Consider the following 11,992-nt stretch of genomic DNA (forward strand, 5'->3'; position numbering starts at 1 on the left):
AAAGATGAACTAGAAATAGTTCATCTTTTTTTATTTTTATTAAGTTAAAGAACGGATTCAATTGCAGTAGTCATTTTCAATGGAGAAGTTTGTGGTGCAAATCGTTCAATTACTATTCCATTTCGATCAATCAAAAATTTAGTGAAATTCCATTTTATGGCTTTAGTGACCGTACCAGGAGCTTCATTTTTAAGATAAGTAAAAAGAGGATCTGTATTTTCTCCATTTACATCAATCAATTGATGCATAGGGAAGGTAACGCCATAAGTGGCTTTACAAGCTTCTGCGGCTTCAGTCGCTGAAGCTAGTTCTTGTTTAAATTGATTCGAAGGAAAGCCTAATATAACCAAACCTTGTGACTGATAAGTTTGATAAAGTTTTTCTAATTGCTCGAATTGCGGTGCTAGGCCGCATTTTGTTGCAGTATTGACGATGATTATTGGTTTGCCGGCATATTTTTCCAATGAATAAACTGTGCCGTCTTCTAAAGCAACTTCAAAATTATAGATAGACATAAAATTTTCTCCTTTCTATTATATGATAAAAAGAGTGCTAAACTGAAAACTAGCTATTTGTTTTCTCGTTTAGTACTCTTTTCAGACAATAAATAGTTAATAAAACGACTACGAAGATAAGATAGCTTTATTGCTTCTCACCTTTACGTTCTTTTAGAAACTATGCTTCTACTTCAGACCATTCATCGCGTTTTGCTAAAAATTCACGAGCTAAGGCTTGTGCACCTTCTAATGTATGGCTAGCAGCCCAGCCGCATTGTGTTTCATTGCTTGCTGGTACTTCAGTAGCTTCAAGGACATCTTTCATTGTTGCTTCCAGAACATCTAAAATATCTTCGTAACTTTCATGATTCAATACAGTCAAGTAAAATCCTGTTTGGCATCCCATTGGTGACCAGTCTACGATATAATCTGCATGATTACGGATTAGTTCAGCAGTCAAGTGTTCCAATGAATGCAGACTTGGCATATCCATGTGTTCTTTATTTGGTTGTTTAAAGCGGACGTCGTATTTAATGATGACATCGCCATGTGCACCTGTTTTTCGATCGGCTACACGTACATAAGGTGCTTTGACTTTCGTATGGTCAAGATTAAAACTTTCGACATTCATTCTCATTTATAAGACTCCTATCTATTTGTTCATTTGTTTTGATGTTTTCCACTAAAGAATTATTTAGTGAAATTTACAAAAACGTCTTTCTACTTGATTCTAACACTTATCGTTTCCAAGGTGTAGCAATCTGAAATATTTTTTAGATTTTTCTGCTAAACCGTTTATGCGGACTTTCTAGTTCTTGATTGTGTCAAATGCCTGAGCTAAATCGTTTATGAGATCCTGACCATACTCAATTCCTACAGAAAGACGGATCAAGCCGTCCTTTATGCCAGCCTCTTCACGTTTTTCTTTTGGAATAGACGCATGAGTCATGACAGAGGGAATTTCTACTAAACTTTCTACGCCACCTAAACTTTCTGCTAAAGTAAATAGTTGGAGAGATTCAACAAAAGGAATAGCAGTTGCTTCATTTTTTAAAGTAAAAGAAACCATTCCGCTAAAGCCACTCATTTGTTGCTTAGCAATTCCATAAAGTTCATGATCGGGTAATCCTGGATAGTAGACCTTTTCTACTGCTGGATGAGAGAAAAGAAAATCAGCTACTGCAAAAGCATTTTTTTGATGTTCCTCCATACGAACACTTAGAGTCTTGATTCCACGCTGAAGTAACCAGCTATCTTGAGGACCAAGAACGGCACCGATAGCATTTTGATAAAATCCGATCTGCTCGGCCAGCTCTTTATGTCTAGTTGTCACTAGACCAGCTACTACATCGCTGTGTCCGCCTAGATATTTGGTGCCGCTGTGGACAACGATATCAGAACCAAGATCTAATGGTCTTTGAAAATAAGGAGTAGCAAATGTATTGTCAGCAATAACTATCAATCCATGTCGATGAGCCAGAGTGGCACTTTTTTCTAAATCAGTAATCTTTAGAAGTGGATTGCTAGGTGTTTCAAGATAAAGTGCTTTTGTATTGGGTTGGATGGATTGTTCTATTTTATCAAGATTGCTCGTATCTATGATCGTGTACTCGAGACCATTTTTAGTAAGAACCTTGTCAAATAGACGGAATGTTCCTCCATAGACATCATCTCCTAATAAGATATGATCGCCAGCTTCAAAAAGAGAAAAAACGGCATGAATCCCAGAAAGACCAGAAGAAAAAGCGAATCCTCGAACACCCCCTTCCAAATCAGCAATCAGTTCTTCCAATGCAAAACGAGTAGGATTACCAGATCTTGAATATTCATATTGTTTAGGATGACCGACTCCATCTTGCCGATAAGTGGATGTTTGATAAATAGGTACACTGACAGCTCCTGTTGTGGAATCTTCACTGATGCCTCCGTGGATCAATTTTGTTTGAATGTGCATGTTTCTTTCCTCCTATAAGTAAATGTTTTTTGATAAATAGCGGTCTGCTGCGTCTGGAAAAATCGTAACGACACGATGACCAGGTGGTAAACGACGAATTTCTCTTAATGCTGCTGCAAAAGCCGCACCACTCGAACTTCCAACTAATAGTCCTTGTTCTCGTGCTAATTGCCTAGTATAGTTAAACCCTTCTATATCAGAGATTGTCTCGATCTGATCGATTGAAAGGGGAGAAAGAAACGGCGGAATGAATTCTACACCGATACCCTCAATTTCATGAGGGGCTGGATCTCCGCCATTTAACACAGAGCCCTCTGGTTCTACACCGATTATTCGAATGTCGGGATATTTTTCTTTCAAAAAGGTAGAAGTTCCAGCAAAGGTTCCACCGCTACCGATCCCCGCCACAAAACTATGGATATCTTCTTTGATTTCATGAAAGATTTCCGGTCCTAACGTATGATAGTAAGCAGCGGGGTTATCTTTATTTTCAAATTGAAGAGGCAGATAGCTGTTCGATATCTCTTCTGCAAGTTTTTTACTTTTGCTGATGGCACCGACGATTCCTTTCTCACTAGGAGAATGGATGATCTTTGCTCCCAATGCTTTCATCAATTGTTGTTTTTCTAAGCTGAACTTCTCTGGAACAACAAAAATCGTTCTTAACTGATGCGTGAGTGCGGCCAGAGCAATCCCAATCCCTGTGTTTCCGGCAGTCGGCTCGATGATCGTCGTTTTTTCATTGATTTTTCCTTGGGCAAGTCCTTCTTTGATTAAATAACTGCCCAATCGATCTTTGATACTTCCTCCTGGATTTAAATATTCCAGTTTTGCATAAATAGCAGAACCTTTAGGCATAGAATAGTGCTGATTGTCAAAGCGATAAAGCGGTGTAGAACCAATAGCTTCTGTAATTGTCGAGATAATCATATGGACCTCCTAAAAAAGATAATAAAAAAAGGAGCTGACTATTAAATCAGCTCCTTGAAAGACATAGAGAAAAATTGAGTAGACAAAAAGGTAAGTTATCTGGTACTCATTCTATGAAGGGCAATTAATAGACATGACAAATAGTATGCTGCTTTTACGCACCATACAACAGCAACGATTCAATTGTTTTTGGTTGCTGACTGTCATGTGTATCCCTCCAAGTAAAATTTTTATTAACGATAGCATGAAAAAAAATAAAAGTCAAAGGCTTGAAAGGAAAAAATTTTCGATAGTATCGTTTACCCGTGTTTATTTTTTTGACAAATAGTCATGAAACCTTAAAAGATAGAGAATACTCTAGTTTTCTGACCGGTTGTCTGATACAATAAAGTTGATTATGATAAAGAAAAGAAGGAGCAAAAATAATGATCTCAGCAAGTGATTTAAGAGCCGGTATGACATTCGTTCAAGACGGTAAATTGATTAAAGTTCTGGATGCAAGCCACCATAAACCTGGTAAAGGAAATACAGTTATGCGTATGAAACTGAAAGATGTCCGTTCAGGCGCAACATACGACACAACATTCAGACCAGAAGAAAAATTTGAAAAAGCACATATCGACACAAAACCTGTGCAATATTTGTACACGATGGACGATACAGCTTTCTTCATGGATTTGGAAACATATGAACAATATGAAATTCCTGTAGAAACAGTAGAAGAAGAAATGAAATATATCCTAGAAAACATGGAAGTAAAAATCCAATTCTTCGGTAGCGAAGTTATCGGTGTTCAATTACCAACAACTGTCGTGTTGCGTGTCGTGGAAACACAACCTTCAATCAAAGGTGCAACAGTTACTGGTTCAGGTAAACCAGCGACAATGGAAACTGGCTTAGTGGTCAATGTTCCTGACTTCATCGAAACAGATGAATTATTGGAAATCAATACAGCAGAAGGTTCTTATGTAAAACGTGCGTCAAAATAATGAGCTGACGAATTGATAAGAAGTTGAATAACATAGCTTGACCTCTTGAAAAGTGGATCATCCGATCTGCCTTTCAAGAGGTTTTTTGTAGAATCAGCCGATTGAAAAATAAAAAAGTATTTGTTTTATTTACACTTTGAAATACAATTTAATTGAAAGATGTGATCTGTCGAATATTTTGAAAGAGAGGAATCTTTATGGGATTCATCCTATTACTGTTTTTTTATCTTTTGATTTTTTTGTTGTGGGCAATAATTGTAACGCTTGCATTTCCAGAAGTGGCTTTGTACATAATTGTTGTTTTGTTTTCGATGTTCCTTCCGAATGAAATAGGTGGGCGATATATTGAATTATTGGAATTTTTTCAGCCTATCATCCATTATTTTCAACGATTTACAGAAGCGCATCTATCTGTAAAATTATTTATTCTTTTAAGCATTCCACTGAGTTACCTGCTGTTGTCTAGTCTATTACAATTTTATGGTATTTATCCATTGCAGATCATAGGATCATGTATGACGATAGTTACTGTTTTTTATTTATTAAATGTTATTTTTCAATTAGCTTTGATTTGGAATATTTTGTTGACAGTTCCGATCTCTCTCGTAGCAATTGGTATCCGTTTAGTTGTTTATCATTCTTTGAATAAGTATTTTCGTAAGTGTACGTATTTATTCACTTTTTTACTCAAAGAAAAAAATGAAAAGAAAGATACTTCTGAGCATACGCAACAATCATCTGATCAAAATAGGAACAACGAAAAAACTTCTTTAGTAATCAACGAGCCTTTTGAACTGGAAGCTTATTTTAGGCTGATCTTAGGTGTAGATGAACAGGCAACAAAAGAAGAGATCAAACATGCCTATCGACAAAAAGTCATGAAGTATCATCCAGATAAATCCGTAGAAGAAAATGCGAAAGAAAAGTACGAAGAGATTATCGAAGCCTATAAATATTTGAAATAGTTTCAAATTGCCATGTTTCCTTTTATTTTCCTACTGCTTGTATAACCAAGACAGCGTTTTCTTTCTCTTTATATTAAAATAATAATATAATTAAATTAGTTTAAAAAGAGAAAACGGAGGCTGAATAATGGAGAAGCATACGACGAAAGAGACACAGAAAGAAAATAGCAACGTAAAAAAACAATTGAACTTTGCGGATAATCATGAATTTATGTTAGCTAGCCAGAATTGTGTCGCTCCCTTTAACCATTTAGAGATTATTCAAGACGGAAAAGTTATATGGAGCCAGAAAGCTTATGCATTTTTAGAAGAGGAATGTCCAAACTGTGCGAATCCAAGTCTTTGGGAAAATGCGCGATGTAACCATCAAACGGGTCTCTTTCGTGTCACTGAGCAAATCTTTCAGTTACGGGGATTTGATATGGCCAACCTCACACTGGTTCTTACTCCAAACAATAAATGGATTGTCTTTGATACATTGATGAGTATCGAATGTTCAAGAGCAGCGATTGAGTTTGCGAATCGCTGGTTTAATGAAAACGGGTATCCAGAAGTGGAGGGGAATCTTGCAGGAATCATTATCAGTCATTCCCATGTCGATCATTTTGGTGGCATACGCGGTTTGTTTAAAGACTTCAAAGTAGATCCTTCTGTTCCGATTTATGTACCTGAAGGATTTACGGAAGCTGCTATTTCTGAGAACCTTATGGTAGGGAAGGCCATGGGAAGAAGAGCAGTCTTTCAATATGGCTCTTCCTTAGAAAAAAGTCCATTTGGTTCCTTATCTGTTGGGATTGGACAAGGACAATCTACAGGCACGATCAGTTTTGAGCTTCCTACTTGTGAGATCACTGAAAATAAAATAATCGCTATCGATGGATTAGATCTGGATTTCCAATTGACCCCTGGCACAGAAGCCCCTGCCGAAATGAATACGTATATTCCAACATATCAAGCGCTTTGGATGGCAGAAAACTGCACTTGTACGATGCATAATCTTTATACTCTGCGAGGGGCACAGATACGAGATGGAAAAAGCTGGTCGAGATACCTTATCGAGGCACAACGGCGCTATGGACCAAAAGCAAAAGTATTGTTCCATGCGCATACTTGGCCGCGGTACGCCACTGAGGAGGAACCAGATGCTATTAACAGGTATTTACTAGACCAAGCACGGTTATATAAAGGAATTCATGATGAATCACTTAAAGCTGTCAATGCCGGGTATACCATAAACGAATTAGCAGAACAAGTCGCTTTGCCAGAAGAGCTGACAAACCAGTGGTATCTAAGACCATATTACGGAACGATTGCTCATAATAGCAAGGCGGTTTATCAAAAGTATATCGGTTGGTATGATTCAAATCCGGTGAATTTAAATCCGCTTCCTCCTGAACGGGAAGCGAAACAAATGGTAAAGTACATGGGTGGAGCAGAGGCCATCTTAGAAAAAGCACATGAAGATTATGAAAAAGGAAATTATCAATGGGCGGCAAAAGTTACGAATTTGGTCATTTACGCAGATCCTGAAAATAAAGAGGCAAGAGCACTTTGCCGACGATCGTTGACACAATTGGGGTATCAATCGGAATCTGGGGCTTGGCGAAATGAGTACTTGACTGGAGCACTGGAATTAAAGGAAGATGTGGACTTGTTTTCAATTGAATCGGCTGATTCGTCAGAGTTATCGGCACAGATGAATGGAGAAATGTTGCTGGATTATTTAAGCATCCATACTATCTCGACCAAAAAACAACAGACGGGCATGGTAAAGTTCACAGATGATTGGCAACTTTCAAATGGTCAAATCCATTCATTGACAACGACTTATTTCATCGATTACTGGCAAGGAATTTTGACTTATTATCCTATTTCTTCAGACAAAGAGGAGGTCACGCTCATTTATGAAGGAAAAAGATTAGCATTCCTCCAGCAAATGCTTGATTCCTCGGGTGAACCACGAAACTGGTCCATGCTTTTTAAAGCAGATACAAACAACTATTTCAATATCATGGAACCGTGAAAATAGTTGAAATAACTCATAAATTTAAGATATCCGAACGATATGGAAGTAAAAAGGGTTTATCATCGCTAAACAGCGATAAACCTCTGCTTATATGCAGAAATATTCTTCTGATGGTTCGGATATTTTATTTTTTGTACCCTTTTTTATTTTTGCTTTAAAAAAATGTTTCGAAATATACTAGACAATTCAGAAAATTTTGTATAATATTATTCCAATAAAATTCAAATCTTTATCAAATGAAATTCCAATAAAAACGGAAAAAATGTGAAAAGAGGAATGAAAAAATGACAGAATTGATAATTGGCGGAGTCACAGCAAGCACATTAGCAGAAAAGTATCAGACACCTCTGTATGTGTATGACGAAGAAAAGATGAGACAAACGATGCTGTCATTCAAGCGAGGCTTTGTATCGAAGCATTTTGATACAAAAGTGCTTTACGCCTCTAAAGCATTCCAAACGATTGAGATGCTACGTTTAGTCCATGAATATGGATTTGGGCTGGATGTTGTCAGCGGTGGGGAAATCTATACCGCTTTGCAAGCTGATTTTCCTAGAGATGCTATTTATTTCCATGGTAATAACAAGACCCCAGAAGAACTGATTTATGCACTTGAAAATGAGTTGTTGCATGTTGTTGCCGATAACTTGATGGAAGTCGAGTTATTAGAAGAATTAAGCCAACGCTATTCTAAAAAAGTCGATGTCATGCTTCGGTTGAATGTCGGTGTAGAAGCCCATACTCATGAATATATCGTCACTGCACATATTGATTCAAAATTCGGCATGAGCTATGAAAGTAAAGAGTGTCAGCAAGCTCTCCAATTGATAAAAGAAAGCAGTTATCTAGAGTTAGAAGGTTTTCATGCCCATATTGGGTCACAAATTTTTGATGTTACTGCTTGGCTAGCTGAAATCGACAAATTGACGAGTTACTTAACCGATTTTGAGCAACCACTTTCCTTGAATCTCGGGGGAGGATTCGGGATTCGTTATACACAAAATGATCAGCCAATCCCAATCGAAGAGGCACTAAAAAAGCTGATTGAATATACGGAAGAAGCTTTGGACAAACGAAAACTGACGATTCGTCAACTACTGATCGAACCAGGAAGAAGTATTGTTGGGGAAGCTGGTACAACACTATACACGATTGGCTTCATCAAAAAGACACCACATAAAAAATATTACTTTGTAGATGGCGGGATGACAGATAATATCCGCCCAGCTCTGTATCAGGCAGCATACGATTGTGATTTAGCAGAAAAACTGTCGGAAGAAAAAACAGAAAAAGTGACGATTGCAGGAAAAATGTGTGAATCAGGAGATGTGGTAATCAAAGAAACTTATTTGCCGAAAGCAAAATCAGGTGATCTTTTAGCTGTTTATTCCACGGGGGCTTACGGATACTCGATGAGCAGCAACTACAATCGAGCGACACGACCAGCAGTTGTTTTTGTCAATAATGGTCAATCAAGACTGGTTGTTCGCAGACAAGCATTTTCTGATCTACTAAGGGGGGAAGTTTCTTATGATCCTTCATAAATATAATGGCTGTGGAAATGATTTTATCTTATTAGATTACACAGAGGATACGGATTATAGTCAATTAGCCGCTTCTTTATGCGCAAAAGAAAAATATGACACAGACGGATTGATCGCCGTAAAAACCGATCCGTTGGAAATGATCTATTACAACAAAGATGGTAGCCGTGCCCCTATGTGCGGAAATGGTATTCGCTGTTTTGCTCGATATGTGAATGATCAAAATAGGATGGATGAACAGGAATTCAACGTAGAGACGTTAGCAGGCACAAGAAAAATTACGGTGTTGGATCCCTCGCCTTTTTATTGCAGCGTAGATATGGGAGTGCCAGATGATTCTCCAGAAAAAATCAAAGCTGCACAATCTTATCCAATAAAAAACCAGGAAATAGAAATTGGTGGCGAAAAAGTAACGATCACTAGTTTATTTTTAGGGACGATCCATACCGTTGTTTTTGTTGAAAATGCGCGTGAGGAAGTCTGGAAAAAAAGAGGCGAACTGATCTGTCATCATCCTTTATTCAAAGAAAAAACCAATGTCAACTTTGTAGAAGTAGTCAATGAACAAGAATTGACCGTCCGTACCTATGAAAGAGGAGTAGGTTGGACACTTGCTTGCGGTACAGGTTGCTGTGCCTCTTATGCGGTTGCGAAGGAAACTGGGAAGATTTCAGCAGATCAGGTAGTCGTTCACTTGGAACAAGGAGACTTGATGATCTCTGGTGAGGATACGATACAAATGGCTGGTCCAGCAGTTCATGAATGGACAAGAATATTGGAGGAATGAAGATGATAAAAGGTTCGATCGTGGCGCTGATCACGCCGATGAATGAAGAGGGATCAGTAGATTATGCTGGTTTGGAAAAATTGATCCAATTCCATTTAGATGAACAAACAGACGGATTATTAGTTTTGGGTACAACAGGAGAATCTTCTACACTCACACAATCTGAGGAGGAGAAGATCCTTCAACTGACAGTAAAGAAAGTGGCTGGCCGTGTGCCGGTGATTGCAGGAGCTGGAACGAATAATACGAAAGAAACGATTGAAAAAGCGAAGCATTTTGCTTCTTTGGGCGCAGATGCACTTTTGGTCATCACTCCTTACTACAACAAAACAAGTGATGCAGGATTAGCTGCTCATTTCACAGCAATTGCAGAAGCTTCACCAATTCCGCTTATTTTATATAATGTCCCTTCTAGAACAGGCATGTCGATTCCAATCCATGTACTAGTAGATTTAGCAGAACATCCTAATATCATTGGTTTGAAAGAAGCCTCAGGAGATATGGCTTATGTGATGGATGCCGCTCGATTGATTAGCGAAAGATTCAGCCTTTACAGCGGAAATGATGATTTGATCCTGCCAGTAATGAGTGTAGGAGGGAGCGGTGTAATCAGTGTATGGGCAAATATCCAGCCTAAAATAGTCCATGAGTTAGTAAAAGATACGATGGACGGAAGATGGCAGCAAGCAAAAGAAAAACAATTAAATGCACTTGAACTGATCCATGCCTTGTTCAGTGAGACCAATCCTATTCCTGTCAAAGCAGCTATGTCATTATTAAATTTACCTTCAGGACCTCTACGCCTGCCTTTAGTGTCCCTTTCGGAAGAGAAAAAGAAACAATTAGCTCAGCTTTTGCTAAGGGAAAGGACGGTTGAAAAATGAAAATCGGACTGATTGGCAGTGGACAGATGGGGAATAGAGTCGAAGAAGTTGCACAAGAAAGAGGAGACACGGTCCTTCTTTTACGGACGGCACCTAAAGAAGCAACTACACTTGCTTTTACGGAACTGCCAGAACTGCTTATTGATTTTTCTCATCCAGATAATTTAGAGATGATCCTTTCGTATAGCTTGTCTTATCAACTTCCGTTAGTCATTGGCACGACAGGTTATACACAATCACAGTTCCAAGAAATGGAAGAACATGCCAAGCAGGTACCTGTGATGTATAGTGCTAATTTTTCGTTAGGCATCATGGTGATGAACCAACTGATCAAGCAAGCAGCTGCAATGTTGCAAGGCTGGCAGATCGAACTGATTGAAAAACATCATAGTCGTAAAAAAGATGCACCATCTGGTACCGCGAATATGCTTCTTCAAACAATCCAAGAAGTACAAAAGCTTCAGCCTGTATACAACTGGCAAGGACAAAAAAGAGAAGAAAATCAAATTGGTGTACACAGTATTCGTGCAGGTTCTTTACCTGGTGAACATGAGGTAATGTTTGCAGCTCCCGATGAAGTATTTACGGTCAAACATGAATCTTTTTCTAATCGAATCTTTGCTGCAGGTGCAGTAGAAGCAGCGGACTGGTTGAAAAATCAGCCACCAGGTTATTACAAATTAGAAGATTTATTAATGGATAAAGGGGTGTAAGAAACGTGGAAGCTCAAGAAATCATCCGCTACATTCAAACGGCATCTAAAAAGACGCCTGTGAAAGTCTATCTGAATGTAACCGAGCCAATCAAATTTAAAGACAGCAAAGTTTTTGGTGAAGGAAACAGCTTCGTTGTTTTTGGTGACTACGAGTCGATTGCTCCGGTTTTAGAAGCTGAAGCGGAAAAAATCATTGAAATCGAAATCGAAACTGCTGCAAGATACAGTGCAGTTCCTTTGCTGGATATCAAAAAAATCAATGCCCGTATCGAACCAGGTGCTATTATCAGAGATCAAGTGTCCATCGGCAACAATGCCGTGATCATGATGGGAGCGATTATCAATATCGGTGCAGTAATCGGTGAAAACACGATGATTGATATGGGTGCTGTCTTAGGTGGACGAGCGACAGTGGGCAAAAACTGCCATATTGGTGCAGGAGCTGTCTTAGCAGGTGTAATCGAACCCGCATCGGCTAAACCGGTTATCGTAGAAGACGGCGTGCTGGTAGGTGCGAATGCAGTGATTGTTGAAGGTGTCCATATCGGAAAAGATGCAGTCGTGGCAGCAGGAGCAGTGGTTTTAGAAGATGTGGCAGCAGGCACTGTTGTCGGTGGAATACCTGCACGTGTCTTGAAAATAAGTGATGATCAGACAAAAGAAAATACAGCATTGATTGCTGCGTTACGCGAATTATAGAG

The 11,992-nt window shown here is 38.7% G+C and carries 12 protein-coding genes; 8 read left to right on the forward strand and 4 right to left on the reverse strand.

What is annotated here, in order from left to right:
- Positions 1–44 precede the first annotated feature (44 nt).
- From AB3I00_RS04720 to AB3I00_RS04735, 4 genes are all read right to left on the reverse strand, one after another.
- Positions 45–515, reverse strand: a complete 471-nt coding sequence (locus tag AB3I00_RS04720) for a glutathione peroxidase (RefSeq protein ID WP_024635446.1) — start codon at positions 513–515, stop codon at positions 45–47.
- 160 nt (positions 516–675) lie between these two features.
- Positions 676–1,134, reverse strand: coding sequence for an S-ribosylhomocysteine lyase (locus tag AB3I00_RS04725; protein WP_002289439.1), 459 nt, complete (start codon positions 1,132–1,134; stop codon positions 676–678).
- A 171-nt stretch (positions 1,135–1,305) separates the two neighbouring features.
- Positions 1,306–2,451, reverse strand: coding sequence for a cystathionine gamma-synthase (locus tag AB3I00_RS04730; RefSeq protein ID WP_002292688.1), 1,146 nt, complete (start codon positions 2,449–2,451; stop codon positions 1,306–1,308).
- Positions 2,452–2,463: 12 nt separating this feature from the next.
- Complete coding sequence (locus AB3I00_RS04735; RefSeq protein ID WP_024635448.1) at positions 2,464–3,381, reverse strand: PLP-dependent cysteine synthase family protein; 918 nt, start codon at positions 3,379–3,381, stop codon at positions 2,464–2,466.
- Positions 3,382–3,806: 425 nt separating this feature from the next.
- Here AB3I00_RS04735 and efp point away from each other — a divergent pair, with 425 nt between their 5' ends.
- The 8 genes from efp (at position 3,807) to dapD (ending at position 11,990) form a co-directional block, all read left to right on the forward strand.
- On the forward strand, positions 3,807–4,370 hold the full coding sequence (gene efp / locus AB3I00_RS04740) for an elongation factor P (RefSeq protein ID WP_002289434.1): 564 nt from the start codon (positions 3,807–3,809) through the stop codon (positions 4,368–4,370).
- A 197-nt stretch (positions 4,371–4,567) separates the two neighbouring features.
- A complete protein-coding gene (locus AB3I00_RS04745) occupies positions 4,568–5,335 on the forward strand; it encodes a J domain-containing protein (RefSeq protein ID WP_104764665.1) in 768 nt (255 codons plus the stop codon).
- Positions 5,336–5,462: 127 nt separating this feature from the next.
- Positions 5,463–7,358, forward strand: coding sequence for an alkyl/aryl-sulfatase (locus AB3I00_RS04750; RefSeq protein ID WP_368024819.1), 1,896 nt, complete (start codon positions 5,463–5,465; stop codon positions 7,356–7,358).
- Positions 7,359–7,645: 287 nt separating this feature from the next.
- Complete coding sequence (gene lysA / locus AB3I00_RS04755; RefSeq protein ID WP_002291394.1) at positions 7,646–8,905, forward strand: diaminopimelate decarboxylase; 1,260 nt, start codon at positions 7,646–7,648, stop codon at positions 8,903–8,905.
- On the forward strand, positions 8,892–9,692 hold the full coding sequence (dapF, locus tag AB3I00_RS04760) for a diaminopimelate epimerase (RefSeq protein WP_086285741.1): 801 nt from the start codon (positions 8,892–8,894) through the stop codon (positions 9,690–9,692). Before lysA ends, dapF begins: the two co-directional genes overlap by 14 nt.
- Before the next feature lie 2 nt (positions 9,693–9,694).
- Positions 9,695–10,576, forward strand: coding sequence for a 4-hydroxy-tetrahydrodipicolinate synthase (dapA, locus tag AB3I00_RS04765; RefSeq protein ID WP_368024820.1), 882 nt, complete (start codon positions 9,695–9,697; stop codon positions 10,574–10,576).
- Complete coding sequence (gene dapB, locus AB3I00_RS04770) at positions 10,573–11,289, forward strand: 4-hydroxy-tetrahydrodipicolinate reductase (protein ID WP_024635453.1); 717 nt, start codon at positions 10,573–10,575, stop codon at positions 11,287–11,289. Before dapA ends, dapB begins: the two co-directional genes overlap by 4 nt.
- A gap of 5 nt (positions 11,290–11,294) precedes the next feature.
- On the forward strand, positions 11,295–11,990 hold the full coding sequence (gene dapD, locus AB3I00_RS04775) for a 2,3,4,5-tetrahydropyridine-2,6-dicarboxylate N-acetyltransferase (protein WP_002314500.1): 696 nt from the start codon (positions 11,295–11,297) through the stop codon (positions 11,988–11,990).
- Positions 11,991–11,992: the final 2 nt, after the last annotated feature.

The sequence above is a fragment of the Enterococcus sp. C76 genome, from assembly GCF_040886985.1.
GTDB lineage: Bacteria > Bacillota > Bacilli > Lactobacillales > Enterococcaceae > Enterococcus_B > Enterococcus_B lactis.

Bases quoted from the DNA above. Each gene is read 5' to 3' on its own strand.
- AB3I00_RS04730 (WP_002292688.1), bottom strand. From the start codon at position 2,451: ATGCACATTCAAACAAAATTGATCCACGGAGGCATCAGTGAAGATTCC.
- AB3I00_RS04735 (WP_024635448.1), bottom strand. From the start codon at position 3,381: ATGATTATCTCGACAATTACAGAAGCTATTGGTTCTACACCGCTTTAT.
- AB3I00_RS04750 (WP_368024819.1), top strand. From the start codon at position 5,463: ATGGAGAAGCATACGACGAAAGAGACACAGAAAGAAAATAGCAACGTA.
- AB3I00_RS04745 (WP_104764665.1), top strand. From the start codon at position 4,568: ATGGGATTCATCCTATTACTGTTTTTTTATCTTTTGATTTTTTTGTTG.
- dapA (WP_368024820.1), top strand. From the start codon at position 9,695: ATGATAAAAGGTTCGATCGTGGCGCTGATCACGCCGATGAATGAAGAG.
- efp (WP_002289434.1), top strand. From the start codon at position 3,807: ATGATCTCAGCAAGTGATTTAAGAGCCGGTATGACATTCGTTCAAGAC.
- AB3I00_RS04720 (WP_024635446.1), bottom strand. From the start codon at position 515: ATGTCTATCTATAATTTTGAAGTTGCTTTAGAAGACGGCACAGTTTAT.
- dapF (WP_086285741.1), top strand. From the start codon at position 8,892: ATGATCCTTCATAAATATAATGGCTGTGGAAATGATTTTATCTTATTA.
- AB3I00_RS04725 (WP_002289439.1), bottom strand. From the start codon at position 1,134: ATGAGAATGAATGTCGAAAGTTTTAATCTTGACCATACGAAAGTCAAA.
- lysA (WP_002291394.1), top strand. From the start codon at position 7,646: ATGACAGAATTGATAATTGGCGGAGTCACAGCAAGCACATTAGCAGAA.
- dapB (WP_024635453.1), top strand. From the start codon at position 10,573: ATGAAAATCGGACTGATTGGCAGTGGACAGATGGGGAATAGAGTCGAA.